The sequence below is a fragment of the Actinomadura luzonensis genome, assembly GCF_022664455.2.
Classification (GTDB): Bacteria; Actinomycetota; Actinomycetes; order Streptosporangiales; family Streptosporangiaceae; genus Nonomuraea; species Nonomuraea luzonensis.
The window spans coordinates 3,073,263-3,099,283 of sequence record NZ_JAKRKC020000001.1 but is presented as its reverse complement, the minus strand read 5'-3'; the positions used below and the strand labels follow the sequence as shown (position 1 = coordinate 3,099,283).

At 68.7% G+C, this 26,021-nt stretch carries 37 protein-coding genes; 1 reads left to right on the top strand and 36 read right to left on the bottom strand.

The window, feature by feature from the left end:
• The first annotated feature begins 165 nt into the window (after positions 1-165).
• Positions 166-3,594 (top strand): hypothetical protein, encoded by a 3,429-nt coding sequence (locus MF672_RS15160; RefSeq protein ID WP_242372094.1) that lies wholly within the window; start codon positions 166-168, stop codon positions 3,592-3,594.
• Here the strand turns inward: MF672_RS15160 and truA are convergent.
• The 36 genes from truA to fusA form a co-directional block, all read right to left on the bottom strand.
• Entirely contained in the window at positions 3,559-4,437 is an 879-nt protein-coding gene (gene truA / locus MF672_RS15155; protein WP_242372096.1) for a tRNA pseudouridine(38-40) synthase TruA, read from the bottom strand. The two genes, MF672_RS15160 and truA, sit on opposite strands and share 36 nt — an antisense overlap.
• A 76-nt stretch (positions 4,438-4,513) precedes the next feature.
• The gene (gene rplQ, locus MF672_RS15150) at positions 4,514-5,065 is read right to left on the bottom strand and encodes a 50S ribosomal protein L17 (RefSeq protein ID WP_242372097.1); all 552 of its coding nucleotides are present in this window, start codon (positions 5,063-5,065) and stop codon (positions 4,514-4,516) included.
• Positions 5,066-5,168: 103 nt separating this feature from the next.
• A complete protein-coding gene (locus MF672_RS15145) occupies positions 5,169-6,185 on the bottom strand; it encodes a DNA-directed RNA polymerase subunit alpha (protein ID WP_020542283.1) in 1,017 nt (338 codons plus the stop codon).
• 97 nt (positions 6,186-6,282) lie between these two features.
• Positions 6,283-6,909 (bottom strand): 30S ribosomal protein S4, encoded by a 627-nt coding sequence (rpsD, locus tag MF672_RS15140; protein ID WP_242372098.1) that lies wholly within the window; start codon positions 6,907-6,909, stop codon positions 6,283-6,285.
• Between the two features lie 24 nt (positions 6,910-6,933).
• The gene (rpsK, locus tag MF672_RS15135) at positions 6,934-7,338 is read right to left on the bottom strand and encodes a 30S ribosomal protein S11 (RefSeq protein ID WP_020542285.1); all 405 of its coding nucleotides are present in this window, start codon (positions 7,336-7,338) and stop codon (positions 6,934-6,936) included.
• 45 nt (positions 7,339-7,383) lie between these two features.
• The gene (rpsM, locus tag MF672_RS15130) at positions 7,384-7,764 is read right to left on the bottom strand and encodes a 30S ribosomal protein S13 (RefSeq protein WP_080043219.1); all 381 of its coding nucleotides are present in this window, start codon (positions 7,762-7,764) and stop codon (positions 7,384-7,386) included.
• Between the two features lie 210 nt (positions 7,765-7,974).
• Positions 7,975-8,088: a 50S ribosomal protein L36 gene (gene rpmJ / locus MF672_RS15125; protein ID WP_003956441.1), complete on the bottom strand. Its 114-nt coding sequence runs from the start codon at positions 8,086-8,088 to the stop codon at positions 7,975-7,977.
• Positions 8,089-8,111: 23 nt separating this feature from the next.
• A complete protein-coding gene (gene infA, locus MF672_RS15120; protein ID WP_012887858.1) occupies positions 8,112-8,333 on the bottom strand; it encodes a translation initiation factor IF-1 in 222 nt (73 codons plus the stop codon).
• Between the two features lie 265 nt (positions 8,334-8,598).
• Positions 8,599-9,015, bottom strand: coding sequence for a hypothetical protein (locus MF672_RS15115; RefSeq protein ID WP_242372099.1), 417 nt, complete (start codon positions 9,013-9,015; stop codon positions 8,599-8,601).
• A 103-nt stretch (positions 9,016-9,118) separates the two neighbouring features.
• A complete protein-coding gene (locus MF672_RS15110) occupies positions 9,119-9,532 on the bottom strand; it encodes a DUF1707 SHOCT-like domain-containing protein (protein WP_242372100.1) in 414 nt (137 codons plus the stop codon).
• A gap of 34 nt (positions 9,533-9,566) precedes the next feature.
• The gene (gene map / locus MF672_RS15105) at positions 9,567-10,379 is read right to left on the bottom strand and encodes a type I methionyl aminopeptidase (protein WP_242372101.1); all 813 of its coding nucleotides are present in this window, start codon (positions 10,377-10,379) and stop codon (positions 9,567-9,569) included.
• Between the two features lie 111 nt (positions 10,380-10,490).
• Entirely contained in the window at positions 10,491-11,141 is a 651-nt protein-coding gene (locus tag MF672_RS15100; RefSeq protein ID WP_242372102.1) for an adenylate kinase, read from the bottom strand.
• Positions 11,141-12,445, bottom strand: coding sequence for a preprotein translocase subunit SecY (gene secY, locus MF672_RS15095; RefSeq protein ID WP_242372104.1), 1,305 nt, complete (start codon positions 12,443-12,445; stop codon positions 11,141-11,143). The genes MF672_RS15100 and secY overlap by 1 nt, the downstream gene beginning before the upstream one ends.
• 170 nt (positions 12,446-12,615) lie before the next feature.
• Complete coding sequence (rplO, locus tag MF672_RS15090; protein WP_242372106.1) at positions 12,616-13,071, bottom strand: 50S ribosomal protein L15; 456 nt, start codon at positions 13,069-13,071, stop codon at positions 12,616-12,618.
• 2 nt (positions 13,072-13,073) lie between these two features.
• A complete protein-coding gene (gene rpmD / locus MF672_RS15085) occupies positions 13,074-13,256 on the bottom strand; it encodes a 50S ribosomal protein L30 (protein ID WP_020542293.1) in 183 nt (60 codons plus the stop codon).
• 2 nt (positions 13,257-13,258) lie between these two features.
• Complete coding sequence (gene rpsE, locus MF672_RS15080) at positions 13,259-13,888, bottom strand: 30S ribosomal protein S5 (RefSeq protein ID WP_103960875.1); 630 nt, start codon at positions 13,886-13,888, stop codon at positions 13,259-13,261.
• Between the two features lie 28 nt (positions 13,889-13,916).
• Entirely contained in the window at positions 13,917-14,300 is a 384-nt protein-coding gene (gene rplR, locus MF672_RS15075; RefSeq protein WP_242372107.1) for a 50S ribosomal protein L18, read from the bottom strand.
• 2 nt (positions 14,301-14,302) lie between these two features.
• The gene (rplF, locus tag MF672_RS15070) at positions 14,303-14,845 is read right to left on the bottom strand and encodes a 50S ribosomal protein L6 (protein ID WP_242372108.1); all 543 of its coding nucleotides are present in this window, start codon (positions 14,843-14,845) and stop codon (positions 14,303-14,305) included.
• Between the two features lie 16 nt (positions 14,846-14,861).
• The gene (gene rpsH / locus MF672_RS15065; protein WP_020542297.1) at positions 14,862-15,260 is read right to left on the bottom strand and encodes a 30S ribosomal protein S8; all 399 of its coding nucleotides are present in this window, start codon (positions 15,258-15,260) and stop codon (positions 14,862-14,864) included.
• Positions 15,261-15,416: 156 nt separating this feature from the next.
• Entirely contained in the window at positions 15,417-15,602 is a 186-nt protein-coding gene (locus tag MF672_RS15060) for a type Z 30S ribosomal protein S14 (RefSeq protein ID WP_020542298.1), read from the bottom strand.
• Positions 15,603-15,606: 4 nt separating this feature from the next.
• A complete protein-coding gene (gene rplE / locus MF672_RS15055) occupies positions 15,607-16,194 on the bottom strand; it encodes a 50S ribosomal protein L5 (RefSeq protein ID WP_247815252.1) in 588 nt (195 codons plus the stop codon).
• Positions 16,194-16,499, bottom strand: a complete 306-nt coding sequence (gene rplX, locus MF672_RS15050) for a 50S ribosomal protein L24 (RefSeq protein ID WP_242372110.1) — start codon at positions 16,497-16,499, stop codon at positions 16,194-16,196. Before rplX ends, rplE begins: the two co-directional genes overlap by 1 nt.
• Positions 16,499-16,870, bottom strand: a complete 372-nt coding sequence (rplN, locus tag MF672_RS15045; RefSeq protein WP_043623452.1) for a 50S ribosomal protein L14 — start codon at positions 16,868-16,870, stop codon at positions 16,499-16,501. Before rplN ends, rplX begins: the two co-directional genes overlap by 1 nt.
• Before the next feature lie 192 nt (positions 16,871-17,062).
• A complete protein-coding gene (gene rpsQ, locus MF672_RS15040) occupies positions 17,063-17,365 on the bottom strand; it encodes a 30S ribosomal protein S17 (RefSeq protein ID WP_242372112.1) in 303 nt (100 codons plus the stop codon).
• Positions 17,358-17,594: a 50S ribosomal protein L29 gene (gene rpmC, locus MF672_RS15035; RefSeq protein WP_026214152.1), complete on the bottom strand. Its 237-nt coding sequence runs from the start codon at positions 17,592-17,594 to the stop codon at positions 17,358-17,360. The genes rpsQ and rpmC overlap by 8 nt, the downstream gene beginning before the upstream one ends.
• Complete coding sequence (rplP, locus tag MF672_RS15030) at positions 17,594-18,013, bottom strand: 50S ribosomal protein L16 (protein ID WP_020542304.1); 420 nt, start codon at positions 18,011-18,013, stop codon at positions 17,594-17,596. The genes rpmC and rplP overlap by 1 nt, the downstream gene beginning before the upstream one ends.
• A 2-nt stretch (positions 18,014-18,015) precedes the next feature.
• Entirely contained in the window at positions 18,016-18,861 is an 846-nt protein-coding gene (gene rpsC, locus MF672_RS15025; RefSeq protein ID WP_242372115.1) for a 30S ribosomal protein S3, read from the bottom strand.
• On the bottom strand, positions 18,861-19,214 hold the full coding sequence (gene rplV, locus MF672_RS15020) for a 50S ribosomal protein L22 (protein ID WP_020542306.1): 354 nt from the start codon (positions 19,212-19,214) through the stop codon (positions 18,861-18,863). The genes rpsC and rplV overlap by 1 nt, the downstream gene beginning before the upstream one ends.
• Before the next feature lie 24 nt (positions 19,215-19,238).
• Entirely contained in the window at positions 19,239-19,517 is a 279-nt protein-coding gene (gene rpsS / locus MF672_RS15015; protein WP_026214153.1) for a 30S ribosomal protein S19, read from the bottom strand.
• Positions 19,518-19,528: 11 nt separating this feature from the next.
• Positions 19,529-20,365 carry a 50S ribosomal protein L2 gene (gene rplB / locus MF672_RS15010; RefSeq protein WP_242372117.1) on the bottom strand — a complete coding sequence of 279 codons (837 nt, stop codon included), beginning with the start codon at positions 20,363-20,365 and terminating at the stop codon, positions 19,529-19,531.
• Between the two features lie 103 nt (positions 20,366-20,468).
• On the bottom strand, positions 20,469-20,771 hold the full coding sequence (rplW, locus tag MF672_RS15005; RefSeq protein WP_080043238.1) for a 50S ribosomal protein L23: 303 nt from the start codon (positions 20,769-20,771) through the stop codon (positions 20,469-20,471).
• Positions 20,771-21,421: a 50S ribosomal protein L4 gene (rplD, locus tag MF672_RS15000; RefSeq protein WP_242372118.1), complete on the bottom strand. Its 651-nt coding sequence runs from the start codon at positions 21,419-21,421 to the stop codon at positions 20,771-20,773. Before rplD ends, rplW begins: the two co-directional genes overlap by 1 nt.
• Positions 21,418-22,071 carry a 50S ribosomal protein L3 gene (gene rplC, locus MF672_RS14995; RefSeq protein ID WP_242372119.1) on the bottom strand — a complete coding sequence of 218 codons (654 nt, stop codon included), beginning with the start codon at positions 22,069-22,071 and terminating at the stop codon, positions 21,418-21,420. The genes rplD and rplC overlap by 4 nt, the downstream gene beginning before the upstream one ends.
• A 14-nt stretch (positions 22,072-22,085) precedes the next feature.
• A complete protein-coding gene (gene rpsJ / locus MF672_RS14990) occupies positions 22,086-22,394 on the bottom strand; it encodes a 30S ribosomal protein S10 (RefSeq protein WP_012887830.1) in 309 nt (102 codons plus the stop codon).
• A gap of 257 nt (positions 22,395-22,651) precedes the next feature.
• Positions 22,652-23,845, bottom strand: coding sequence for an elongation factor Tu (gene tuf / locus MF672_RS14985; protein WP_242372120.1), 1,194 nt, complete (start codon positions 23,843-23,845; stop codon positions 22,652-22,654).
• 111 nt (positions 23,846-23,956) lie between these two features.
• Positions 23,957-26,005: an elongation factor G gene (gene fusA / locus MF672_RS14980; RefSeq protein ID WP_242372122.1), complete on the bottom strand. Its 2,049-nt coding sequence runs from the start codon at positions 26,003-26,005 to the stop codon at positions 23,957-23,959.
• Positions 26,006-26,021: the final 16 nt, after the last annotated feature.

The following is a 26,021-nucleotide window of genomic DNA, read 5'->3' as shown; positions in this document are numbered from 1 at the left end:
GGAACCCCCATACCGACGTAACGATCTCGCCACTCTCGCTAGGCTCGCCCTATGCGTGGTCAGGAACCCGGGTCTGAACACGATCGCAGGGACGCCGGCAGCCCGGCCAGACCTGCGACGCCGCCGCCGAGCTTCGGCCAGACCAGCGGGCGGGACATTCCGCCCGTGCTCGCCGCACCCTCCGCCGAGGAGGAGTCCGGCGACGAGACACGATCCGTCGTTCCCCCGGTCCTGGGGTCCCCGTCCGGCGAGCCGCCGTCGGGGCCCGAGGGGGCTCAGCCGTGGGAGACGGGGGGCGACGGCGACCCGGCGTACGACTGGTACGCCGACCACTCCGACACCGACCCCGGCCACCCCTCGCACACCCCCCGCCACCCCGCTCCCCCCACCACCCCACCCACCCCCCTCTCCCTCCCGCCCACCTCGCCCGGCAACCAGCCCCACCCCACCCCGGGCCACCCGCCGTACGGCACCCCCGACCTCGGGCACGGTCACGGCTACGCCCCCTCGCCCCACTCCGGCAGCAACCCGTACCCCACCACCCCCTCATCGGGCCCACACCCCACCCACCCCGGCCACGCGGGCCCCTGGGCACCCGAGCCCGCCCACCCCGGCCCGCACCCCACCCCGCCGAGCCCGTACCCGACCCAGCCCGCCCACACCGGGCCACACGCCGCGCCATCGGGCCCGTACCCGACCCAGCCCGGCCACCCCGGCCCGTCGGACCCGTACCCGGCCCAGCCCGGCCCGCACACCAGCGACCACGGCCACCTCAGCCCCCACCCCGGCCAATCAGCCCCGCACCTCGCCCAGCCGGGCCCGGCGGGGCCCCATGCCACCGAGCCTGGACTCACCGACCCGCACGCCGCCCACTCGGGCCCGCATCCGGCCCAACCTGGCCACACGAGCCCCTACCTCAGCGAGTCGGGCCCGCATCTCGCTCAGCCGGGCCAGACCGGGCCCCATGCAACGGAGCCCGCCCACACCGGGCCGCACGCCGCCCCATCAGGCCCATATCCGGCCCAGCCCGGCCACACGAGCCCCTACCTCAGCGAGCCGGGCCCGCATCTCGCTCAGCCGGGCCAGACCGGGCCCCATGCAACGGAGCCCGCCCACACCGGGCCGCACGCCGCGCCATCGGGCCCGTATTCGGGCCAGCCCGCCCATACCGGGCCACACGCCGGGCAGTCGGGGCCGCACTCGGGTCGGCCGGGGGACACCGGGCCGCAGTTCGTCGAGCCCGCCGCGCCGTACGCGGGCGCGCCCGGGCAGGCCGCGCCTCACCAGCTCCCCCATGGGGGCGGGTACGTGCCGGGCCAGGAGCCGTCCTACGGGCCCCAGGGCGTGGAGGGCGAGGGCCCGCAGCCCCCGCACCCGCAGCTGCATCCCGCCGGACCCCGGCCCGCGCAAGGCCCCGGGCCGTCGGGCGGCAACCCGTGGGCGGGTCCGCTGCAGGCCGATCAGGCGCCGACCGGCCACGCGCCCGCTGAGGACGCCCCTTGGCACGCTGAGGACGCCCCTTGGGCCGCCACCCCCACCTCCGCCCCGGCCGCTGCCTCCGCCCGGGCCTCCGACGACCAGCAGCGCACCGCCGACCAGCAGCGGGCCGACGACCGGCAGCGCACCGCGCAGGACATCCCGCCGTGGCCCGGTGAACCGGTGGTGCCTGGCGCGCCGCCGTGGGAGCCGCCGCCCGCCTTCACCGCCGCCGCCGCCGGCATGCCCGTATGGCCGGCCCCCGTCTCGGACCCGCACGCCATGCCCCCGTGGCCGGCCGCCACCGGCGAGCTGGTCGCCGAGCCCGACGAGCCCCAGCCCCCGTCCTCGGCCTTCGACGCCACCCGGCCGGGCCTGCAGCGCCCGAGCGGCCCGCAGTCCATCAGCACGCCCGCCGGCCTCTCCCAGCCAGCCCCCGGCCCGAACGCCTTCCAGCCCGGCCCCACACCCGCCCCCACCGCTCCGAACACCGAACCAGGCACCGACCCCAGCACCGCCTTCGGCACCACTCCTGGCCCGGGACGCCGCACCGAGCCTCGCACCGAGCCTCGCACCGAACCCGGCACCGAACCCGGCGTCGCCTTCGGCTCCGGCCCTGGGACGGGATCCCGCACCGATCCCGGCTCCCCTTTCGCCCCGATCGCCGCGTCCGATGCCCCGCAGCGGACCCCGTCCGCGCCGGAAGCCTCCGCCGACCAGCCCCACCAGGCCACGCACCCCGCCCCCAACGCCGACGCCCCCGAGGGCGACGACGCCAACGCGACGAATCCCGCCAACCCCCCGCTGACCCCTCAGGACCCCCACGCCCGCACGACCCCTCTCGCCGCCCCTGTGGCCGCCCCTGCGGCCGGGCAGCGTGCGGAGGACACCCACTCCACCTCTCCCGGCGACAACGACGACAACGACGACGCCACCCCGCAGCCGCCGGCGGACACCACCACTCCACCGTCCCCCGAGCCGGCCGAGCCCGCGCCCCCGCGCGACCCCGCCCACGAGCTCGCCCCGCCCGCCCAGTTCTTCGACCCCCAGGCGGCCGACCGCGGCGACCACCCGACCCCGCCGCCCTTCGACCCCGACGCCCCCACCCCGCCCCGCCCCCCGGAGCCCGGCGACGTCCCGGTCTGGCCGCCCCTCCCGCCGGGCGCCACGGCGCCCCACAGGCTTCCCGACCTCCCGTTCGACCGCGACTCCTGGGGCCAGCGCCAGTCCACGAGCCTGGACCTCCCGACCCCGCCGCACGGCTTGACGGCGACCACGACCACCAGGCCCGGCGCGGGAGGCGTGAGCGCGGCGGGCGGCCCGGCGTTCCCGCCCGGCGCGTTCAAGCAGCCCCCGTTCCAGATCCCGCCCCCGCCGCCCGCCCCGCCGTCCGGCGGCGGCAAGCGCGCCCTCCTGGTGACCCTGGGCGCCCTGGCCCTGGTGGGCGTCGCCACGGGCGGCTTCTTCGCCTACCAGGCGGTCAGCCAGTCCCCGTCGAACACGGCCGCCGCCCGCACCGCGGCCCCGTCCGGTTCGACCGGCGCGGGGCAGGGGCAGACGCCCGACTCGACCGGCGGCCCCGGCGCGTCGATACTCAACTCGGAGCAGACGGACCCGCAGAAGTTGTCGCTGTCGGAGGCGTTCCCGAAGAAGAAGGTGAGCGCGGCCGGCGCGACGTTCACCCGGGTCAAGTCCGGCATGGAGACGACCTGCGACAAGGCGGCCGTGGGCGCCTTCGCCGAGGCGCTCAAGGAGCAGAAGTGCACGCGCGTCCTGCGCGCCACGTACGTGGACGCCAAGAAGCGCTACGCGGTCACGACGGGCATCGCGGTGCTGCCGACGAAGGAGGCCGCCACGGCCGCCGACCAGGCGAAGAACCTGGGCAAGAACGTCTGGTTCCGCGGCCTGCCCGGCCCCGAGGGCTCGGGCGGCGAGCGGGTGCAGATCGCCGGCGGGTACGCGGCCGGCCTGGTCTGGGGCCGCTACATCGTCTTCAGCTACGCCACGTACGCCGACGGCCGCACCCCGTCCGACGAGGAGAAGACGCTGCCGAAGGTCAGCGGCGCCTTCCGCGACCAGACCTCACTCGTCCTGGAGCGCCGCGTCACCGGCGGCTGAGAGGGTGCGCACCCGCCGGGTGGCCGCGGCCCGCACGGCCAGCTCGGCCTCCGGCGGGTAGCCGACCTCCTCCAGGCACAGCCCGTGGGCGGGGGCGACGTGCACGCCCGAGTCGCGTACGGCCCGGGTCAGCACCTCGCCGGGCCACTCCACGGGCCGCCGCCCGTCGCCGGCCGCCAGCAGCGAGCCGATCAGGGCGCGCACCATCGAGTGGCAGAAGGCGTCGGCGACGACGGTGGCGACCAGCACGCCGTCCGGCTCGCGCGTCCAGTCCAGGCGCTGGAGCTCGCGGATGGTGGTGGCCCCTTCCCGCTTCTTGCAGAAGGCGGCGAAGTCGTGCTCGCCGAGCAGCCGGGCGGCCGCGGCGTTGAGCGCGCCGACGTCGAGGGGGCGGTTGTGCCAGACGACCTCGTGCCGGCGCAGCGGGTCCACGCCGCCTGCCGCGTCGCCCACCCGGTACGCGTACCGCCGGAACAGCGCCGAGAACCTGGCGTCGAAGCCCTCAGGAGCCACGCTGACGCCGTGCACCCGCACATCGGGCGGCAGGACCCCGCCGAGCCGCCGCACGAGCGCAGCGAGCCGCTCGGCCACGGCCAGGGGCCCCCGGTTGCCGTCCAGCTCCCCCAGCGACCCGTCCGGCACGTCGAGGTGGGCGACCTGGCCGCGCGCGTGCACCCCGGCGTCGGTCCGTCCGGCCACGGTCAGCGTGACGGGCTCGGCGAGGCGCAGGATCCGCCCGAGCGCCTGTTCGAGCTCGCCCTGGACGGTGCGGCGGCCGGGCTGCCTGGCCCAGCCGGAGAACCCGGTCCCGTCGTACGCGAGGTCGAGACGGAGCCGTACCACGATGATCCTCCCCAGATGAGAAAAGGGCCCGGCCCCCGTGGATGGGGTCCGGGCCCGATTCAGCCGGCCTGAACGGTCAGGCCTCGTCCTTCTTCGCCTCGTCCTTGGCCTCGGAAGCCTCGGGAGCCTCGGCCTCGGCCTCGGCGGCCGGGGTCTCCTCGGCGGCGGCCTCGGGCTCCTCGGCGGTCTCGGCCTTGGGCTCCTCGGCCTCGGCGGCGGGGGCCGGAGCGGCGGCGGGGGCCTCGGTGCGGCGCGTGGTGACGGCGTTCAGCGGCTCGGTCACCAGCTCGATGACCGCCATCGGGGCGTTGTCGCCCTTGCGCGGCCCGACCTTGGTGATCCGGGTGTAGCCACCGGGACGCTCGGCGAACGTCACCGCGAGCTCGGTGAAGAGGTGGTGGACGACGCCCTTGTCCTTGACGACGGTCAGGACCTGGCGACGGTTGTGGATGTCGCCCTTCTTCGCCTTGGTGATCAGGCGCTCCGCCACCGGGCGCAGGCGCTTGGCCTTCGCGACGGTGGTGCGGATCTTGCCGTGCCGGAACAGGTCGGTCGCGAGGTTGGCCAGGATCAGCCGCTCGTGCGCCGGGCTGCCGCCAAGACGTGCACCCTTGGTGGGCTTGGGCATGGGATTCTCTCCTCAGGAGTCAACCCGCCCCGGCCGTGCCAGGTACCGAGGTCGGGCCGCCAGGCCCCCCGCCTCGCGAGGGGCCCGCGCTATCTGTGTGTGATCAGTACTGCTCGGTCTCGACGTACGCGCTGTCGTCGTCGTCGTAGCCGCCGCCGGCCACCGCGCTCGGGTCGAACCCGGGCGGGGAGTCCTTGAGCGACAGCGACATCTCGTGCAGCTTCTGCTTGACCTCTTCGATCGACTTGGCGCCGAAATTCCTTATGTCGAGGAGGTCCTGCTCGCTCCGCGCGACCAGCTCGCCCACGGTGTGGATGCCTTCGCGCTTGAGGCAGTTGTACGAGCGGACGGTGAGGTTGAGCTCCTCGATCGGCAGCGCCAGGTCGGCCGCCAGGGCGGCGTCGGTCGGCGACGGGCCGATGTCGATGCCCTCGGCCTCGACGTTGAGCTCGCGGGCCAGGCCGAACAGCTCGACGAGGGTCTTGCCGGCGGAGGCCACCGCGTCGCGGGGCTTCATGGCGGGCTTGGTCTCGACGTCGAGGATGAGGCGGTCGAAGTCGGTGCGCTGCTCGACTCGGGTGGCCTCGACCTTGTAGGTGACCTTGAGCACCGGGGAGTAGATCGAGTCGATCGGGATGCGCCCGATCTCCTGGCCCGGCTGCTTGTTCTGGGCGGCGGAGACGTAGCCGCGGCCGCGCTCGACGGTCAGCTCCATCTCCAGCTTGGCCTTGCCGTTGAGCGTGGCGATGCGCAGCTCGGGGTTGTGCACCTCGACCCCGGCCGGCGGCGCGATGTCGGCGGCGGTGACCTCACCCGGGCCCTGCTTGCGCAGGTACATCACGACCGGCTCGTCGTGCTCGGAGGAGACGACCAGCTCCTTGAGGTTGAGGATGATGTCGGTGACGTCTTCCTTGACCCCGGGAACGGTCGAGAACTCGTGCAGCACGCCCTCGATGCGGATGCTCGTCACGGCCGCGCCCGGGATGGACGACAGCAGCGTGCGACGCAGCGAGTTGCCGATGGTGTAACCGAAGCCCGGCTCCAGCGGCTCGATCACGAACCGGGACCGGGTGTCGTCGAGCGACTCTTCCAGGAGAGTCGGGCGCTGAGCGATCAGCATGTGTGGGTTCTCCCCTTTTTCGTGTGACGCCCGCTATATGACGCCACTCCGATAAAAGCGTAGCCGAGGCACGGCGAACCATGCCTCGGCCGAAGGCTCACTTCGAGTAGTACTCGACGATGAGCTGCTCCTGGACCTGGGTGTCGATCTGCTGCCGGACGGGCAGCTGGTGCACCAGGACGCGGAGCTTGTCCGGCACGACGCCGAGCCAGGCCGGGATCGTGCGCTCGCCGGCCGTGGCCCGGGCGACCTCGTACGGCATGAGGTTGCGCTTGTTCTCGCGGACCTCGATGATGTCGTGCTCGCGCACGAGGTACGACGGGATGTCGACCTTCTTGCCGTTCACCAGGATGTGGCCGTGGCGCACCTGCTGGCGGGCGGCGTCGCGCGACTGGGCGAAACCGGCGCGGTAGACCACGTTGTCGAGGCGGCTCTCCAGGATCTGGAGCAGCACCTCACCGGTCTTGCCCGTCTTGCGGGAGGCTTCCTCGTAGTAGTTGTGGAACTGCTTCTCGAGGACGCCGTAGATGCGGCGGGTCTTCTGCTTCTCACGAAGCTGAAGCTGGTACTCGGACTCCTTGGGACGTCCGCGGCCGTGCTCACCCGGCGGGTAAGGACGGATCTCGATGGGGCACTTGGCGGATTCGCACTTGCTGCCCTTGAGGAAGAGCTTGGTCTTCTCGCGACGGCAGAGCTTGCAGTCCGCGCCCGTGTAACGAGCCATTTCTCTGTATTCTCCTGGGCTATCTCAGACGCGGCGGCGCTTCGGCGGCCGGCAACCGTTGTGCGGAACCGGGGTGACGTCCTGGATCGAGCCCACCTCCAGGCCGGTGGCCTGCAGCGAGCGGATCGCGGTCTCACGGCCGGAGCCGGGGCCCTTGACGAAGACGTCGACCTTGCGCATGCCGTGCTCCATGGCGCGGCGGGCGGCGTTCTCGGCGGCCATCTGCGCGGCGAACGGGGTGGACTTGCGGGAGCCCTTGAAACCCACGTGGCCGGCGCTGGCCCAGGAGATCACGTTCCCGTTGGGGTCGGTGATCGAGACGATCGTGTTGTTGAACGTGCTCTTGATGTGGGCGTGCCCGTGAGCGACGTTCTTCTTCTCCTTGCGGCGCACCTTCTTCGGCGCGCCCTGACGGCTCTTAGGAGGCATTGTTTGCCGTTACTCCTGAGGTCTTCGGTCCCGCGGCTGCGTGGACTACTTCTTACCGGGCTTCTTCTTGCCGGCGACGGTCTTCTTCTTGCCCTTGCGGGTACGCGCGTTCGTCTGCGTGCGCTGACCGTGGACCGGCAGGCCCTTGCGGTGCCGGATGCCCTGGTAGCAACCGATCTCGATCTTGCGACGGATGTCGGCCTGCACCTCGCGGCGCAGGTCACCCTCGATCTTGAAGTTCGCCTCGATGTAGTCACGCATCGGGACGAGCTCGGTGTCGCTGAGCTGGTGGACCCGCAGGTCCCCGCTGACACCGGTGGCCTCGAGGATCTCCTTGGCGCGGGTGCGGCCGATCCCGTAGATGTAGGTGAGAGCGATCTCCAGCCGCTTCTCGCGGGGGAGGTCGACGCCAACCAGGCGAGCCATGGTGGGCATTCTCCTTTTCTTCGGCGGAGGTCTTGCGTCGCTCAACCCCTCCCCATGCCCGGGGTGAGGGCCCCGGCCTCCGACCGGGGGTCTCCTGAGTGGTTCGGCCAAGCCGCCTGCCCAGGCTGGGACGCGCTAACTGATTCGAGGCTCCTCATGCGTCGAGCCCGCTCCCTCGTTCGGGGCGGACTCGGAGAAGCCTTGCGGCGACTAGCCCTGGCGCTGCTTGTGGCGCAGGTTGTCGCAGATCACCATGACGCGACCGTGCCGGCGGATCACCTTGCACTTGTCGCAGATCTTCTTGACGCTCGGCTTTACCTTCATTGTCCTTTAGTTCCTCAGACGTCTTACTTGTATCGGTAGACGATCCGCCCACGACTCAGGTCGTAGGGGCTCAGTTCAACGACTACCCGGTCGTCGGGCAGAATCCGGATGTAGTGCATCCGCATTCGTCCGCTGATGTGGGCCAGGACCTTATGGCCGTTGTCGAGCTGCACCCGGAACATGGCGTTCGGGAGCGATTCGACCACAGTGCCCTCGATCTCGATGGCGCCGTCTTTCTTGGCCAAAATTCCTCGCGTTTCACTGATCGGTCGTCTGAGGCTCCGGTTCACTACGCAGCCGCGACCTTCACGCTTCGGAGAGAGCGGCGGTCAAGGCAGACCGCCGACGCGTGATAGTCATAGTGAGCCGACTAAGGAGTGTACGACACCTGAGCCCAAAACGCGAAATGCGTGCCAGGTGTCCTGACACAACCATGGGTCAGTCTACCTCATCCGGGCAGCGGAAAGCCCGCCGAGGGAGAGAACCCGGCGGGCCGTCGCGCGGAACCGATCAGTAGATGCGGTGCGAGGGGCCACAGTACTTCGTGGGACCGCCCCAGCAGGTGTAGGTGTACAGCTTCTTGATGCCCGGCTTCGACCACGTCTCGTTGTACGAGCCGTCCCAGCCGCGGTAGAAGGCGTGCCAGCTCCCGCCCGAGTAGTACTTGAACCAGACGTAGCCCCGCTTCGGCGTGGACTCCTTGCCGTACCAGTGCGTGTAGACCCGGTTGCCCGACTTCCACGTCTTGCCGTACGTGTAGGCCTTGTGGTTGCTGGAGTAGTAGCGCCCCCAGCTGTGCACGGACGTCGCCGTGGTGGCGCTCGTGGCGGCGGTGGCGGTCGCGGCCTGGGCGGCCGGGGCGGCCACGGACAGGCCGGTGACGGCGATCGAGCCGGCGAGAGCGGCGGCTGCGAGGACCTTGCGCATGGAATTCCTCCGGTGTGTGGTGTTCCCGACACCGCTCACGTTAGGAATCCGGGCGTTTCCGCACTGCGCACGATTGCACACAGTGCAGTAGTGCACACTCCGGCTACTGGCGCTTGGGCTGGTTGTTGCCGAAGACGGTGCTGATCAGCAGGATCACGCCCCACGGGCCCATCACCCACATCGGCCACGGGTAGATGAGCTCGCCCGAGCTGACGCTCACGATTAACCAGATGACCCAGTTGATGCCGCTGGCCATGGCCCACGCGCCCCAGGCCGCCTTCATGCCGGCGTGGTTGGCGGCGCGCTTGGCCGGCGCCTGCTCGGCCTTGGCGAGCTGGCGGTGGCGCAGGTCGACGTCGGGCAGGTCGGAGGTCAGCTTGGCCAGCTCACCGTAGGTCTTGCTCTTGTAGAGCTGTTCGAGCCGCTCGTTGAACTCGTCCATCGTGATGCGGCCCTGCGCGGTGTGCTCGCGGAGGACGGCGGCAACCCGGTCGCGGTCGGCGTCTGAGGCACGCATCTCGGGGCTGTTCGCCATCCCACCACTCCCGTGTTCAGCTCTGCTGGTGTCCTCCCAGGCGCCCTTCGCCCCCATCCAGAGCGGTGAGCACCCAAGGACCATTATGTGTCACGGCGACGCTGTGTTCGAAGTGCGCGGAGTACTTCCCGTCCACGGTGACCACGGTCCAGTCGTCGGACAGCACGCGGGTGCGCTCCGTGCCGAGGTTGACCATGGGCTCGATGGCCAGGCACATGCCCTCCTCCAGCACCGGGCCGCGCCCGGGCCGGCCGTGGTTGGCGATCCACGGGTCCATGTGCATCTCGGTGCCGATGCCGTGGCCGCCGTACTCGGGCGGGATGCCGTAGCGGCCCTGGGACTTCACGTAGCGCTCGACCTCGTGGCCGATGTCGGACAGGTGCCGGCCGGGCCGCAGCGCCGCGATGCCGCGCCACATGGCCTCCTCGGTCACCCGGATCAGCTCGGTCAGCTTGGGGTCCACCTCGCCGATCGGGACGGTGACGGCGGAGTCGCCGTGCCAGCCGTCCAGGATCGCGCCGCAGTCGATGGAGATGATGTCGCCCTCGCGCAGCTTGCGGGCGTCGCTCGGGATGCCGTGCACCACCTCGTCGTTGACCGACGCGCAGATCGTCGCGGGGAAGCCCTGGTAGCCCTTGAACGACGGGATCGCGCCCTCGCCGCGGATCGCCTTCTCCGCGATGGCGTCGAGGTCGAGCGGCGTCATGCCGGGCTCCACCGAGCGCTTCAGCAGGTCGAGCGTGCGCCCGACCACCAGCCCGGCCGCCCGCATCTTCTCCAGCTGCTCCGGCGACTTGATCTGGATGCCGTGCCGGTTCCTCTTGAACATGTTCTGCCCCCCTGGGTCTCAACGGGCCACGATGGGGGCCCCATTCCCCCCACAATAGCCGCGAGGTGGCACGGAAACCCGTGCCACCTCCGCATATCGATGCCGCCGCAGCTAGCCCATGAAGGGACGAATCGCCTCCATGGCCCGCCGGGTGACCTCCTCGACCGGGCCGGTCGCGTCGACCCCCACGAGGACGCCCTCCTCGGCGTAGTACGAGACCAGCGGCGCGGTCTGCTCCTGGTAGACCTCCAGCCGGTGCCGGACGGTCTCCTCCTTGTCGTCGTCCCGCTGGAAGAGCACGCCCCCGCACGCGTCGCACCGGTCGTCCTTCTTGTCGTCGAAGTCGACGTGCCAGATGCGCCCGCACTGGCTGCAGGTGCGGCGGCCGGCCAGCCGCCTGACCACCTCGTCGTCGTCGACGACCAGCTCCAGCACCAGGTCGAGCGCCTGGCCCCAGTCCTTGAGCATGTCGCGCAGGATCTCCGCCTGCGCGACGTTCCTCGGGAACCCGTCGAGCAGGAACCCGTCCTGCGCGTCGGGCTCGGACAGGCGGTCGCGGACCATGGCGATGGTGACCTCGTCGGGCACCAGGTCGCCGCGGTCCATGAACGTCTTGGCCAGCTTGCCGAGCTCCGTGCCGCCGGAGACGTTGGCACGGAAGATGTCACCTGTCGAGATCTTCGGGATGGACAGGTTCGATGCGATGTACTGGGCCTGCGTCCCCTTACCCGCTCCAGGGGGCCCCACCAGAACGAGACGCACTACCGCAGGAAGCCTTCGTAGTTACGCTGCTGCAGCTGGCTCTCGATCTGCTTCACCGTGTCCAGGCCGACGCCTACCATGATCAGAATACTCGTCCCTCCGAACGGGAAGTTCTGGCTCGCACCGGACACCGCGAGAGCGACGATCGGGATCATGGCGATCAGACCCAGATAGAGCGACCCCGGAGCGGTCAGGCGGGTGAGCACGAAGTTCAGGTACTCAGCCGTAGGCCGGCCGGGGCGGATGCCCGGAATGAAACCACCGTACTTCTTCATGTTGTCGGCGACTTCAGCGGGGTTGAACGTGATGGACACGTAGAAGTACGTGAAGAAGATGATCAGCACGAAGAACGTGGCCATGTAGATCGGCGTGTCGCCCGTGGCCAGGTTCTGCGAGATCCACCGGATCACCACGTTGTCGCTCGTGGTGAAGAGCGAGGTGACGAGCTGCGGCAGGTACAGCAGCGAGGAGGCGAAGATGACCGGGATGATGCCGGCCTGGTTGACCTTCAGCGGGATGTAGGTGGACGTGCCGCCGTACATCCGGCGCCCGACCATGCGCTTGGCGTACTGGACCGGGATGCGGCGCTGCGCCTGCTCCACGAAGACCACGGCCGCGATCATGAAGACGCCGACCACCATGACCACCGCGAAGGTGAACGGGTTGGCCTGGAAGATGTTGGCGAACTCGGACGGGAAGACCGCCACCACCTGGGTGAAGATCAGGATGGACATGCCGTTGCCGATGCCCCGGTCGGTGATCAGCTCGCCCAGCCACATGATGACGGAGGTGCCGGCCGTCATGATGATGACCATCGTGACGATGCTGAAGATGTCGTCCGGGTCGATCAGCACGTTCTGCTGGCAGTTCGGGAAGAGCTGGCCGGTGCGCGCGAGCGCGATGAACGCCGTCGACTGCAGCACCGCGAGACCGATGGTCAGATACCGCGTATACTGCGTGATCTTGGTCTGGCCGGCCTGGCCTTCCTTCTTCAGCGCTTCGAGTCGTGGGATGACCACGACGAGCAGCTGAAGGATGATGCTCGCGGTGATGTACGGCATGATGCCCAGCGCGAACACCGAAAGTTTCAGGAGCGCACCGCCACTGAAGAGCTGCACCATCCCGTAGATGTTGCCGGTGGACGAGTTGCGGGCCTGGTCGAAACAGGCCGCCAGATTCTGGACGTGGACTCCCGGTGTCGGAAGAACCGAGCCGAGACGGAAAAGCGCGATGATGCCCAGCGTGAAGAGCAACTTCTTGCGCAGGTCCGGCGTCCGGAACGCCCGGGTAAACGCGGTCAGCACGGTCCCTCCTGCGCGCCTATTCGGCGATGTGAGTATGCGATGGTGCGGGGATCTGCCATCTGAGTCTCATTGTCAAACGAGCCGGACAGAAGCCTGCCGTCTCGCGAACTCTAACGCACTACGGGCGTGGGAGCCCATTGTCAGAGCCCCCACGCCTCGTCATAGCGTTGCTACAGCTCGGTAACGGAGCCACCGGCCGCGGCGATCTTGTCCTTCGCCGCGGACGAGAAGGCGTGCGCCTGCACGTTCACCGCGACGGAGATCTCGCCGGTGCCGAGCACCTTCACGAGCTGGTTCTTGCGAACAGCGCCCTTGGCGACCAGCGCCTCGACGGTGACCTCGCCACCCTCGGGGAACAGCTCGCCGATCCGGTCCAGGTTGACGACCTGGTAGGTCGTCTTGAACAGGGCGTTGGAGAAGCCCTTGAGCTTCGGCAGACGCCTCTGCAGCGGCACCTGGCCACCCTCGAAGCCCGGGAGCATCGTGGTGCGGGCGTGCGTGCCCTTGGTGCCCCGACCGGCCGTCTTGCCCTTGGACGCCTCGCCGCGACCCTTGCGGATCTTGGCCTTGTTGGCGCCCGGGGCCGGACGGAGGTCGTGAATCTTGAGCGGAGCCTTGTCAGTCATGACTAGTCGACCTCTTCCACCTCGACGAGGTGCGTCACCACGGCGACCATCCCGCGAATCTCGGGACGGTCCTCCTTGACGACGACGTCGCCGATTCGCTTCAGGCCAAGCGAACGCAGCGAGTCGCGCTGGTTCTGCTTGCCACCGATCTTCGAGCGAACCTGAGTGATCTTCAGGCGTGCCACGACTAGCTCACCGCCTTCGCGGCCGCGGCCTCCGCCAGGCCCTCACGCTGGGCCTTGAGCATGGCGGCCGGGGCCACGTCCTCGATCGGCAGGCCACGGCGGGCGGCGATCTCCTCGGGCCGGGAAAGACCCTTCAGAGCAGCCACGGTGGCGTGCACGATGTTGATCGGGTTGTCGGAGCCGAGCGACTTCGACAGGACGTCGTGGATGCCCGCGCACTCCAGCACCGCGCGCACCGGGCCGCCGGCGATGACGCCGGTACCGGCCGAGGCCGGACGCAGGAAGACGACGCCGGCCGCCTCCTCGCCCTGCACGGTGTGCGGGATGGTGCCCTGGATGCGGGGCACCTTGAAGAAGTGCTTCTTGGCCTCTTCGACGCCCTTGGCGATCGCCGCGGGGACTTCCTTGGCCTTGCCGTAACCGACGCCGACCAGGCCGTTGCCGTCGCCGACGACGACGAGGGCGGTGAAGCTGAAGCGACGACCACCCTTCACGACCTTGGCCACGCGGTTGATCTTCACTACGCGCTCGATGTACGAGACGCCCTTGTCGGCGGCGCCACCGCGGCGATCGTCACGACGGTCCCGCCGCTCGCCACCGGTGCCGCCACCGCGACGCGGAGCTGCAGCCATCAGTGGTTCCTCATCTCAATTGCGGTCATCAGAATTCCAGCCCGCCTTCGCGGGCGCTGTCCGCCAGCGCGGCGATGCGCCCGGCGTAGCGGTTGCCACCGCGGTCGAAGACGACCTTGGTGATCCCGGCTTCCTTGGCCCGCTGAGCGAGGAGCTCGCCGACCTTCTTCGCCTTCTCGGTCTTGTCCGCCTCCAGCGCGCGCAGCGAGGGGTCCATGGTGGACGCGCTCACCAGCGTGTGGCCGACGGAGTCGTCCACGATCTGGACGAACATGTGACGCGTCGAGCGGTTGACGACCAGGCGCGGACGCTCGGCCGTACCGACGACGAACTTGCGGACGCGGCGGTGACGGCGGGCCCGCGAGACGGTGCGGGCAGCCGTGTGCTTGCTGAACGCAGTCTTCGGAGCCATGCCTACTTACCAGCCTTTCCGACCTTGCGGCGGATCTGTTCGCCCTGGTAACGCACACCCTTGCCCTTGTACGGGTCGGGCTTGCGCAACTTGCGGATGTTGGCGGCGACCTCGCCGACCTTCTGCTTGTCGATGCCGTCCACGTGGAACAGGGTCGGCTTCTCGACGCGGAAGGTGACGCCCTCGGGGGCGTCCACGATGACCGGGTGGCTGAAGCCCAGAGAGAACTCCAGCTGCGTCGGGCCCTTGGCCTGGACGCGGTAACCGACGCCGACGATCTCCAGGGACTTGGAGTAGCCCTGGGTCACGCCCTGCACCATGTTGGCGATGAGCGTGCGCGAGAGGCCGTGCAGGGCACGGACCTTGTTCTCGTCGTTGGGACGGGTGACGGCGATGTGGCCGTCGTCGTCGCGGCCCACCGTGATGGGCTCCGCGACGGTGTGGGTGAGCGTGCCCTTCGGACCCTTCACCTGTACGTTCTGGCCGTCGATCGAGATGTCCACACCGCTGGGCACAGGGATGGGCAGCCGTCCGATACGCGACATGCTGGGTTCCTCCCCTCTACCAGACGTAGGCGAGGACTTCCCCGCCCACGCCACGCTTGCCGGCCTGCTTGTCGGTCATGAGGCCGTGGGACGTCGAGATGATCGCGACGCCCAGTCCGCCCAGGACCCGAGGCAGGTTGTCCTTCTTCGCATACACCCGCAGACCGGGCTTGGAAACACGGCGCAGGCCCGCGAGCGAACGCTCACGGGTCGGGCCGAACTTCAGCTCCACCACGAGGTTCTTGCCGACCTTGGCGTCCTCGACGGTCCAGGCCTGGATGTAACCCTCCTGCTGGAGGATCTCGGCGATGTGCGCCTTGATCTTCGAGTACGGCATCGACACGCTGTCGTGGTACGCCGAATTCGCGTTGCGCAGACGCGTGAGCATGTCTGCGATCGGATCGGTCATCGTCATGGCCAGTGGCCTTCCTCGCCGCGGTTTCCAGTCGGCCAAGCAGCGCTCTGCCGGTGGACCTTCGGCGCGGTCACGGACGCCCGCGTCGGGCGTCCTGTCTTCTCCTACGAAATATGGGTGCCTGTTGGGCGGCACTCACGCCGCCCTCCAGGGTATCTACCAGCTCGACTTGGTGATGCCGGGCAGCTCGCCCCGGTGCGCCATCTCGCGGAAGCACACGCGGCACAGGCCGAACTTGCGGTAGACGGCGCGCGGCCGGCCGCAGCGCGAGCACCGCGTGTAGGCCCGGACCTCGAACTTCTGCTTGCGCCCCGCCTTGGCGATCAGCGACTTCTTCGCCATTGGATCAGGCCTCCTTGAACGGGAAGCCGAGGAGCTTCAGCAGCGCCCGGCCCTGGTCGTCGTTGGTCGCGGTCGTCACGATCGTGATGTCCATGCCGCGCGGCCGGTCCACCTTGTCCTGGTCGACCTCGTGGAACATGACCTGCTCGGTCAGACCGAAGGTGTAGTTGCCGTTGCCGTCGAACTGCTTCGGCGACAGGCCGCGGAAGTCCCGGATACGGGGCAGGGCCAGCGACAGCAGCCGGTCGAGGAACTCCCACATGCGGTCGCCGCGCAGCGTGACGTGCGCGCCGATCGGCATGCCCTCGCGCAGCTTGAACTGGGCGATGGACTTGCGGGCCCGCACGACGGCCGGCTTCTGGCCGGTGATCGCGGTGAGGTCGCGGACCGCGCCCTCGATCAGCTTGGAGTCACGAGCCGCCTCGCCGACGCCCATGTTGACCTTGATCTTGGTCAGCCCGGGGATCTGCATGACGTTCTTGATGTCGAACTGCTCGCGGAGCTGCTCGACGATCTCCTCGCGGTACTTCGTCTTCAGCCGCGGGGTCGGGCGCTCGGTCTCGGTGCGCTCGGTCTCGGTGGTGGCGGTCATCAGCTGTCCTCACCCGTCTTCTCGTCGGCCTTCTTGTCGTCGGCCTTCTTGTCGGCGGGCTTGTCGTCCTTGAGCTTCTTCACGTTCGAGACGTGAATGGGGCCCTCCATGGTCTGCACGCCGCCGGTCTTGGCGCCGCGCGGACCCTGGTGGGTCTCCTTCGCGTGCTTCTTGATCATGTTGACGCCCTCGACCACCACGCGGTCGTCGCCCGGAACGGTGGCGATGACCCGGCCCTTGGCGCCCTTGTTCTTGCCGGCGATGACCTCGACCAGGTCACCCTTCTTCACGTGCAGCTTCGGCATTACAGCACCTCCGGGGCGAGCGAGATGATGCGCATGAACTTCTTGTCGCGCAGCTCGCGGCCCACCGGGCCGAAGATACGAGTGCCGCGAGGGTCGCCGCTGTCCTTGATGATGACGGCGGCGTTCTCGTCGAAGCGGATGTAGGAGCCGTCGGGCCGGCGGCGCTCCTTGACCGTGCGGACGACGACGGCCTTGACCACGTCGCCCTTCTTGACGCCGGTGCTGCCGGGCAGCGCGTCCTTGACAGTGGCGACGATCACGTCGCCGATACCCGCGTAGCGTCGGCCCGAGCCGCCGAGCACACGGATGCAAAGGATCTCCTTCGCACCAGTGTTGTCGGCGACCTTGAGCCGCGACTCCTGCTGGATCACGTTGAACTCCTGTTAGTCGCGCCGGTTCTCATCGCTGAGCCTGGCGGAACCCGATGTTGTCTTGTTCCCACGGCCACAACCCCGCTGGGGCCGCACCGCAGGCGACGCGAGGTCCCGGAGGACCCCGCGTCCTTGGACGCCGTCATGGGGGCTCTGAGAGCCCCCACGGGGCGCGGTATATGCGAGAGGGCCTTACTTGGCCTTCTCGAGGATCTCCACGACCCTCCACCGCTTGGTGGCGGAGAGCGGACGGGTCTCCATGAGCAGCACGCGGTCGCCGACGCCGCAGGCGTTGGCCTCGTCGTGCGCCTTGTACTTGGTCGTCCGGCGGATGACCTTGCCGTACAGGCGGTGCTTGACGCGGTCCTCGACGGCGACGACGACGGTCTTGTCCATCTTGTCGCTCACCACGAGGCCCTCGCGGACCTTGCGGAAGTTCCGCTGGTCGTTGCCGGCCTCGGCGGTCTCGGTGCTGGTGGTGGTCTCGTCAGCCATCGCTCGACTCCTTCTCGACCGTGACGATGCCGAGCTCCCGCTCGCGCATCACGGTGTAGATACGGGCGATCTCGCGGCGGACGGCGCGCAGCCGCCCGTGGCTCTCCAACTGACCGGTCGCCGCCTGGAAGCGGAGGTTGAACAGCTCCTCCTTCGCTTCCTTGAGCTTCTGGACCAGGGTGTCCTGGTCCTCCACCCGCAGCTCTCCGGCGGTCAGGCCCTTAGCCATCACGCCTCACCCACTTCACGCTTAACGATCTTGCACTTCATCGGGAGCTTGTGGATCGCACGCTGAAGCGCCTCGCGAGCGACCGGCTCCGCCACGCCGGACAGCTCGAACATCACGCGTCCGGGCTTGACGTTGGCGATCCACCACTCCGGCGAGCCCTTGCCGGAACCCATGCGGGTCTCGGCGGGCTTCTTGGTGAGCGGACGGTCGGGGTAGATGTTGATCCACACCTTGCCGCCACGGCGGATGTGACGGGTCATGGCGATACGAGCCGACTCGATCTGGCGGTTGGTCACGTAGGAGTGCTCAACGGCCTGAATGCCGAACTCGCCGAACACGACCCTGGTGCCGCCCTTGGCGGCTCCGCTGCGGTCGGGCCGGTGCTGCTTGCGGTGCTTGACCCTGCGCGGGATCAGCATGGTCAGCTCCCTTCAGCACCCGGCTGCGCGGCCGGGCCGGTCTCGGGGGCGGCCTGCGCGGCCGCCTCGTTGCGGGGGGCGCGGTCGCCACGGCCGCCGCCACGACGGGGGCGGTCGCCGCCACCACGACGCGGACGGTCGCCGCCGCCACCGCGACGGTCGTCACGCTCACGACGCTGGCCGGCCCGGGCGCCGGCGGCGGCCGCCTCGCGCTCGGCGCGGCTGGTCGGAGCCTCGCCCTTGTAGATCCAGACCTTCACGCCGATGCGGCCGAAGGTCGTGCGGGCCTCGTAGAAGCCGTAGTCGATGTCCGCGCGGAGGGTGTGCAGCGGCACGCGGCCCTCGCGGTAGAACTCCGACCGCGACATCTCGGCGCCGCCCAGACGACCCGCGCACTGGACACGGATGCCCTTGGCGCCGGACTTCATGGCCGACTGCATCGCCTTGCGCATGGCGCGGCGGAACGAGACACGGCTGGACAGCTGCTCGGCCACGCCCTGCGCGACGAGCTGCGCGTCGATCTCGGGGTTCTTGACCTCGAGGATGTTGAGCTGGACCTGCTTCTTGGTCAGCTTCTCCAGGTCGCCGCGGATGCGGTCGGCCTCGGCGCCGCGCCGGCCGATCACGATGCCGGGACGCGCGGTGTGGATGTCCACCTGCACGCGGTCCGTGGTGCGCTCGATCTCGACCTTGGAGATGCCGGCCCGCTCCATGCCCTTCTGCAGCATGCGGCGGATCGCTACGTCCTCGGCGACGTACGACTTGTACAGCTTGTCGGCGTACCACCGGCTCTTGAAGTCGGTCGTGATGCCGAGGCGGAACCCGTGCGGGTTAACCTTCTGGCCCACTATCGGGTCCTTCCCTTCGGCTCGCGGGACTCCACGATCACGGTGATGTGGCTCGTCCGCTTGTTGATCCGATAGGCACGACCCTGGGCACGCGGGCGGAACCGCTTCAGCGTCGGGCCCTCGTCGACCCACGCCCGGCTGACGACGAGCGTCTGCGGGTCGAGGTCGAAGTTGTGCTCGGCGTTCGCCATGGCGGAGCTGAGCACCTTGTAGATCGGCTCGCTCGCCGACTGGGGAGCGAACTGCAGCACGGCCTGCGCCTCCGAAGCGGGCAGCCCGCGAATGAGGTCCACCACACGGCGGGCCTTCTGGGGCGTGACACGGACGAACCGCGCCTGAGCCCTGGCTTCCATCGCTTTCTCCTACTTCCGGGACGCTTACCGCCGGCTGCGGCGGTCTTCCTTGACGTGGCTGCGGAAGGTCCGCGTCGGGGCGAACTCTCCCAGCTTGTGGCCGATCATCGACTCGGTGATGAAGACCGGGACGTGCTTGCGGCCGTCGTGCACGGCGATCGTGTGCCCGAGCATGTCGGGAACGATCATGGAGCGCCGCGACCACGTCTTGATGACGTTCTTGGTGCCCTTCTCGTTCTGGACGTCGACCTTCTTCTGAAGGTGGTCGTCCACGAAGGGACCCTTCTTAAGGCTACGTGGCATTTCGGCTGCTCCTACCGCTTCTTCCTCTTGCTGCGACGACGGATGATCAACCGGTCGCTGGCCTTGTTGGCCTGGCGGGTGCGGCCCTCGGGCTTGCCCTTGGGGTTCACCGGGTGGCGACCACCAGAGGTCTTGCCCTCACCACCACCGTGCGGGTGGTCGACGGGGTTCATCGCGACACCGCGGACGGTGGGGCGCTTGCCCTTCCACCGCATACGGCCGGCCTTGCCCCAGTTGATGTTGGCCTGCTCGGCGTTGCCGACCTGGCCGACCGTCGCCCGGCAGCGCACGTCCACCATGCGCATCTCACCGGACGGCATACGAAGGGTGGCGTACTGGCCTTCCTTGGCGAGCAGCTGGATCTGGGCGCCCGCGGAGCGGCCGAGCTTGGCGCCGCCGCCCGGACGGAGCTCCACCGCGTGGATGAAGGTACCCGTCGGGATGTTGCGCAGCGGCAGGCAGTTGCCGGTCTTGATGTCGGCCCCGGGGCCGTTCTCGATTCGGTCGCCCTGCTTGAGGCCCGTCGGCGCGATGATGTAGCGCTTCTCGCCGTCGGCGTAGTGCAGCAGAGCGATGTTGGCGGTGCGGTTGGGGTCGTACTCGATGTGTGCGACCTTCGCCGGGATGCCGTCCTTGTCATGCCTACGGAAGTCGATGATCCGGTAGGCGCGCTTGTGGCCGCCGCCCTGGTGGCGTGCGGTCACCCGGCCGTGTACGTTGCGGCCGCCCTTGTTGTGAAGGGGCGCAAGCAGCGACTTCTCGGGCTCGCTGCGGGTGATCTCGGAGAAGTCCGAGACACTCGAACCGCGGCGACCCGGAGTCGTCGGCTTGTATTTACGGATGCCCATCTTTTTCGTTCATCCTTCGTCGGTTACATGGGTGAGCCCGCCGCACCGGAGTGCGGCGGTCTCGACCCGCGGGCCCTCGGGAGCCCGCCTCTTTCTGTGGCTGCTAGCCGATCTGACCGAAGATGTCGATCCGATCGCCCTCGACCAGGCTCACGATCGCGCGCTTGGTGTCGGGACGCTTGCCGTAGCCGGTGCGGGTGCGCTTGCGCTTGCCCTGCCGGTTGATCGTGTTCACGCTGGTGACCTTGACCCCGAAGATCTGCTCGACGGCGATCTTGACCTGGGTCTTGTTCGCGGTCTTCTTCACCAGGAACGTGTACTTGTTGTTCTCATCGATCAGGCCGTAGCTCTTCTCGGAGACGACCGGCTTGATGATGATGTCGCGCGGGTCGGCGATCTTCTCCATCAGGCCTCTTCCTTCCCGCTGTTGCTCAGGCGAGCGACGACCTGGTCGTAGGCCTCCTGCGTGAAGACCACGTCGTCGTGCACGAGCACGTCGTAGGTGTTGAGCTGCCCGGCGTCCAGCAGGTGGACCTCGGGCGCGTTGCGCAGGCTCAGCCACGTCAGCTCGTCGGCCTCGTCGACCACGACGAGGACGCGCGGGGACTGCGTGATCTTGCGCAGGGCCTCCAGCGCCGCCTTGGTCTTCGGGGTCTCCCCGGTGACCAGCGAGCTGACGACGTGCACGCGGTTGCCGCTCGCGCGGTCCGACAGGGCGCCGCGCAGCGCGGCGGCCTTCATCTTCTTGGGCGTGCGCTGCGAGTAGTCACGCGGCACGGGACCGTGGACGGTGCCACCGCCGGTGAACTGCGGCGCGCGGGTCGAGCCCTGACGGGCGCGGCCGGTGCCCTTCTGGCGGTACGGCTTCTTGCCGCCGCCGGAGACCTCACCACGGGTCTTGGTCTTGTGCGTGCCCTGCCGGCGAGCGGCCTGCTGGGCGACGACCACCTGGTGGATCAGCGGAATGTTGACCTTCGCCCCGAAGATGTCCTCGGGGAGGTCGACGGTGCCGGTCTTCGCGCCGCTGGCGTCGAGGACGTCAATAGTGGTGCTCACTTGGCAGCCCCCTTCTTGGCAGCGGTACGGACGAGGACCAGGCTGCCGTTCGCGCCGGGAATCGCACCCTTGATGAGGATGAGACCCTTCTCGGCGTCCACGGAATGAACCTTGAGGCTCTGCACGGTGGTGCGGACGTTGCCCATCCGACCAGCCATGCGCAGACCCTTGAATACGCGGCCCGGGGTGGCGCAGCCACCGATGGAACCCGGCGAGCGGTGCTTGCGCTGCGTACCGTGCGACGCGCCCAGACCACCGAAGCCGTGCCGCTTCATGACACCGGCGAAGCCCTTGCCCTTGCTCTTGCCCGTCACGTCGACGAACTGGCCGGCCTCGAAGGTGTCGGCCAGCAGCTCCTGGCCGATGGTGTAGTCGCTCGCGTCGTCGGTGCGGATCTCCGCGAAGTAACGGCGCGGGGTGATGTCGTGCTTGCGCAGGTAGTCGCCGAGCGGCTTGTTGACCTTCCGGGGGTCGACCTGCCCGTAACCGAGCTGGACGGCGGCGTAGCCGTCCTTCTCGGCGGTGCGGACGCGGGTCACCACACACGGACCGGCCTCGACCACGGTGACCGGGACCATCCGGTTGTCCGCGTCGAAGACCTGGGTCATGCCGAGCTTCTTGCCCAGGACGCCCTTGATCGTCTTAGCCATGTCAGTGCGTTCCCTCAGAGCTTGATCGAAATGTCGACACCCGCGGGGAGGTCGAGCCGCATGAGCGAGTCGACGGTCTTGGGGGTCGGGTCGATGATGTCAATCAGCCGCTTGTGCGTGCGCATCTCGAAGTGCTCGCGGCTGTCCTTGTACTTGTGCGGCGAGCGGATGACGCAGTACACGTTCTTCTCGGTCGGCAGCGGCACCGGGCCCGCGACCTTCGCGCCAGTCCGCGTCACCGTCTCGACGATCTTCTTGGCCGAGCTGTCGATGACCTCGTGGTCATAGGCCTTAAGCCGGATGCGGATCTTCTGTCCCGCCATAGTGGCCTCGGTGTCCTTCGCTGTCGTCTGAAAAAGTATCGTGCGGCCTGTTGCCGCTGATGTTCATGCAGGTCGAGCCTGCGTGACCCCACGAGGCAGACGCAGTCGATCTGCCTTTTCTTCCGTGATCCGGCAGTGACTTCGGTCACTGCGGCCGAAGCGACTGCTGGATCACGGCGCTTTGCGCGAGGTCCTTGACGTCGTGCGGCGGCCGGTCCCGGAGGGATCCGGGGCCGGCCGCCGCCCCGACGGTCCAGCTACTTGATGATCTTCGTGACCCGACCGGCGCCGACGGTGCGGCCACCCTCACGGATCGCGAACTTGAGGCCTTCCTCCATGGCGATGGGCTGGATCAGCTCAACGCGCATCTCGGTGTTGTCGCCCGGCATGACCATCTCGGTGCCCTCGGGGAGGTTCACCACGCCGGTCACGTCCGTCGTGCGGAAGTAGAACTGCGGGCGGTAGTTGTTGAAGAACGGCGTGTGCCGGCCGCCCTCGTCCTTGGACAGGATGTAGACCTGGCCCTCGAACTCGGTGTGCGGGGTCGTGGTGCCCGGCTTGATGATGCACTGGCCGCGCTCGACCTGCTCGCGCTTGATGCCGCGCAGCAGCAGGGCGGCGTTGTCACCGGCGTGACCCTCGTCGAGCATCTTGTTGAACATCTCGATGCTGGTGACGGTGGTCGTCGTCTTCTCGGACTTGATGCCGATGATGTCGACCTGCTCGTTGACCTTGACGACACCGCGCTCGATACGGCCGGTGACGACCGTGCCGCGACCGGTGATCGAGAAGACGTCCTCGACCGGCATGAGGAACGGCTTGTCCGTCTCACGGGGCGGCTCGGGCACGTTCTCGTCCACGGCGTTCATGAGCTCGATGATGCTGTCGGCCCACTTCTCGTCGCCCTCGAGGGCCTTGAGCGCGGACACGCGCACCACCGGCAGGTCGTCGCCGGGGAACTCCTGGGCGGAGAGGAGCTCGCGGACCTCGAGCTCGACGAGCTCCAGGATCTCCTCGTCGTCCACCATGTCGGCCTTGTTGAGGGCCACGACGATGTAGGGGACGCCGACCTGGCGGGCCAGGAGGACGTGCTCCTTCGTCTGCGGCATCGGGCCGTCGGTGGCGGCGACCACCAGGATGGCGCCGTCCATCTGGGCGGCACCGGTGATCATGTTCTTCACGTAGTCGGCGTGACCGGGGCAGTCCACGTGGGCGTAGTGGCGCTTCTCGGTCTGGTACTCGACGTGCGCGATGGAGATCGTGATGCCGCGGGCCTTCTCCTCGGGCGCCTTGTCGATCTTGTCGAACGGGGTCGCCTTGTTCAGCTCGGGGTAACGGTCGTGGAGCACCTTGGTGATCGCCGCGGTCAGCGTGGTCTTGCCGTGGTCGATGTGCCCAATGGTGCCGATGTTCATGTGCGGCTTGGTCCGCTCGAACTTGGCCTTAGCCACTGGTTCTCTCCTTGAGAATCTGACTGACTTTCGTCTACACACTCGGGCCCGGGAAGTCCCAGGACCCTGGAGCGGCGGGGTGGCTCGCACCACCCCGCCAGGGACCGGAACCTACTCGCCCCGGGCCTTCGCGACGATCTCCTTGGCGATGCCCGGGGGCACCTCCGCGTAGGAGTCGAACTGCATGCTGTAGCTCGCGCGCCCCTGCGTCTTGCTACGAAGGTCGCCCACGTAGCCGAACATCTCAGACAGCGGCACGAGCGCCTGGACGACGCGGGCGCCGGCCCGCTCGTCCATCGCCTGGATCTGCCCGCGGCGGCCGTTGAGGTCGCCGATGACGTCACCCATGTAGTCCTCGGGCGTGGTGACCTCGACGGCCATCATCGGCTCGAGAAGAACGGCGTCCGCCTTGCGCGCGGCCTCCTTGAAGGCCATCGAGCCGGCGATCTTGAAGGCCATCTCCGAGGAGTCGACGTCGTGCGCGGCGCCGTCCTGGAGCGTCACCTTCACGCCCACCATCGGGTAGCCGGCCAGCACGCCGAACTCGGCGGCCTCCTGGGCGCCGGCGTCGACCGAGGGGATGTACTCCCTCGGGACGCGGCCACCCGAGACCTTGTTCTCGAACTCGTAGCCGTCGTTGCCCTCGCCCAGCGGCTCCAGGTCGATGATCACCCGCGCGAACTGGCCGGAACCACCGGTCTGCTTCTTGTGGGTGTAGTCGACCTTCTCCACCTTGCGGCGGATGGTCTCGCGGTAGGCGACCTGCGGACGGCCGACGTTGGCCTCGACCTTGAACTCGCGGCGCATCCGGTCGACGAGGATCTCCAGGTGAAGCTCGCCCATGCCCCAGATGACCGTCTGACCGGTCTCCTCGTCGCGGCGGACCTGGAAGGACGGGTCCTCCTCGGCGAGCCGCTGGATGGCGGTCGAGAGCTTCTCCTGGTCGCCCTTGGTCTTGGGCTCGATGGCGACGTTGATGACCGGGGCCGGGAACGTCATCGACTCGAGCACGACCTGGTTCGACGGGTCGGACAGGGTGTCGCCGGTCGTGGTGTCCTTCAGACCCATGACGGCGACGATCTGGCCGGCGATCGCCTGCGGGCGCTCCTCACGCTTGTTCGCGTGCATCTGGTAGATCTTGCCGATCCGCTCCTTCTTGCCCTTCACCGAGTTCACGACCTGCGAACCGGTGTCGAGCGTTCCGGAGTAGATGCGGATGTAGGTGAGCTTGCCCAGGTGCGGGTCGCTGGCGATCTTGAAGGCCAGCGCGGAGAACGGCTCGCTCGGGTCCGCGTGACGCTCGATCACCTTCTCCTCGTTGCCGACCGCGTGGCCCTTGAAGGCCGGGATGTCGGTCGGGGCGGGGAGGTAGGCGACGATCGCGTCGAGCAGGGGCTGCACGCCCTTGTTCTTGAACGCGGTGCCGCAGAGCACCGGGTTGATGGCGCTGGTCAGCGTGGCGCGGCGGAGGGCCGCGATCAGCTGCTCCTCGGTGGGCTCGGTGCCCTCCAGGAAGAGCTCCATCAGCTCGTCGTCGTTCTCGGCGACCGTCTCGATGAGGCGGTCGCGCCACTCACGGGCGGCGTCGGCGTGGTCGGCCGGGATGTCGACGGTGTCGTACATCTCGCCCTTGGCAGCCTCGGCGCTCCAGATGAGGGCCTTCATCTTGATGAGGTCGATGACGCCCTTGAAGTCGGCCTCGACGCCCCACGGGAGCTGGATGACGGCCGGCGTGGCGCCGAGACGGCTGACCATCATGTCGACGCAGCGGTGGAACTCCGCGCCGACCCGGTCCATCTTGTTCACGAAACAGATGCGCGGGACGTTGTAGCGGTCCGCCTGACGCCACACCGTCTCTGACTGGGGCTCAACACCCGCGACACCGTCGAACACGGCGACCGCGCCGTCGAGGACGCGGAGCGAACGCTCCACCTCGATGGTGAAGTCGACGTGACCCGGGGTGTCGATGATGTTGATCGTGTGACCGAGCCACTCGCAGGTCGTCGCGGCGGACGTGATGGTGATGCCGCGCTCCTGCTCCTGCTCCATCCAGTCCATCGTGGCAGCGCCCTCGTGGACCTCACCGATCTTGTAGTTGATGCCGGTGTAGAACAGGATGCGCTCGGTCGTGGTGGTCTTGCCCGCGTCGATATGGGCCATGATCCCGATGTTGCGG

Bases quoted from the DNA above. Each gene is read 5' to 3' on its own strand.
- rplX (WP_242372110.1), bottom strand. From the start codon at position 16,499: ATGCCGAAGCTGCACGTGAAGAAGGGTGACCTGGTCGAGGTCATCGCC.
- rplB (WP_242372117.1), bottom strand. From the start codon at position 20,365: ATGGGCATCCGTAAATACAAGCCGACGACTCCGGGTCGCCGCGGTTCG.
- rpsK (WP_020542285.1), bottom strand. From the start codon at position 7,338: ATGCCTCCTAAGAGCCGTCAGGGCGCGCCGAAGAAGGTGCGCCGCAAG.
- rpmC (WP_026214152.1), bottom strand. From the start codon at position 17,594: ATGGCTAAGGGCCTGACCGCCGGAGAGCTGCGGGTGGAGGACCAGGAC.
- MF672_RS15110 (WP_242372100.1), bottom strand. From the start codon at position 9,532: ATGCGTGCCTCAGACGCCGACCGCGACCGGGTTGCCGCCGTCCTCCGC.
- rpmJ (WP_003956441.1), bottom strand. From the start codon at position 8,088: ATGAAGGTAAAGCCGAGCGTCAAGAAGATCTGCGACAAGTGCAAGGTG.
- rplE (WP_247815252.1), bottom strand. From the start codon at position 16,194: ATGACCGCCACCACCGAGACCGAGCGCACCGAGACCGAGCGCCCGACC.
- rplQ (WP_242372097.1), bottom strand. From the start codon at position 5,065: ATGCCCAAGCCCACCAAGGGTGCACGTCTTGGCGGCAGCCCGGCGCAC.
- rpsJ (WP_012887830.1), bottom strand. From the start codon at position 22,394: ATGGCGGGACAGAAGATCCGCATCCGGCTTAAGGCCTATGACCACGAG.
- rpsD (WP_242372098.1), bottom strand. From the start codon at position 6,909: ATGGCTCGTTACACGGGCGCGGACTGCAAGCTCTGCCGTCGCGAGAAG.
- rplP (WP_020542304.1), bottom strand. From the start codon at position 18,013: ATGCTGATCCCGCGCAGGGTCAAGCACCGCAAGCAGCACCGGCCCGAC.
- fusA (WP_242372122.1), bottom strand. From the start codon at position 26,005: ATGGCCCATATCGACGCGGGCAAGACCACCACGACCGAGCGCATCCTG.
- rpsQ (WP_242372112.1), bottom strand. From the start codon at position 17,365: ATGGCTGACGAGACCACCACCAGCACCGAGACCGCCGAGGCCGGCAAC.
- rplF (WP_242372108.1), bottom strand. From the start codon at position 14,845: ATGTCGCGTATCGGACGGCTGCCCATCCCTGTGCCCAGCGGTGTGGAC.
- rplC (WP_242372119.1), bottom strand. From the start codon at position 22,071: ATGGCTAAGACGATCAAGGGCGTCCTGGGCAAGAAGCTCGGCATGACC.
- MF672_RS15115 (WP_242372099.1), bottom strand. From the start codon at position 9,015: ATGCGCAAGGTCCTCGCAGCCGCCGCTCTCGCCGGCTCGATCGCCGTC.
- rpsH (WP_020542297.1), bottom strand. From the start codon at position 15,260: ATGACGATGACCGATCCGATCGCAGACATGCTCACGCGTCTGCGCAAC.
- rpsE (WP_103960875.1), bottom strand. From the start codon at position 13,888: ATGGCTGCAGCTCCGCGTCGCGGTGGCGGCACCGGTGGCGAGCGGCGG.
- map (WP_242372101.1), bottom strand. From the start codon at position 10,379: ATGTTCAAGAGGAACCGGCACGGCATCCAGATCAAGTCGCCGGAGCAG.
- rplO (WP_242372106.1), bottom strand. From the start codon at position 13,071: ATGACTGACAAGGCTCCGCTCAAGATTCACGACCTCCGTCCGGCCCCG.
- MF672_RS15060 (WP_020542298.1), bottom strand. From the start codon at position 15,602: ATGGCGAAGAAGTCGCTGATCGCCAAGGCGGGGCGCAAGCAGAAGTTC.
- MF672_RS15145 (WP_020542283.1), bottom strand. From the start codon at position 6,185: ATGCTGATCGCTCAGCGCCCGACTCTCCTGGAAGAGTCGCTCGACGAC.
- rplW (WP_080043238.1), bottom strand. From the start codon at position 20,771: ATGGAGAAGATCGCCGACCCGCGCGACATCATCATCAAGCCGGTCGTC.
- rplV (WP_020542306.1), bottom strand. From the start codon at position 19,214: ATGGAAGCCAGGGCTCAGGCGCGGTTCGTCCGTGTCACGCCCCAGAAG.
- rpsM (WP_080043219.1), bottom strand. From the start codon at position 7,764: ATGGCTCGCCTGGTTGGCGTCGACCTCCCCCGCGAGAAGCGGCTGGAG.
- rplR (WP_242372107.1), bottom strand. From the start codon at position 14,300: ATGGCTCCGAAGACTGCGTTCAGCAAGCACACGGCTGCCCGCACCGTC.
- rpsS (WP_026214153.1), bottom strand. From the start codon at position 19,517: ATGCCACGTAGCCTTAAGAAGGGTCCCTTCGTGGACGACCACCTTCAG.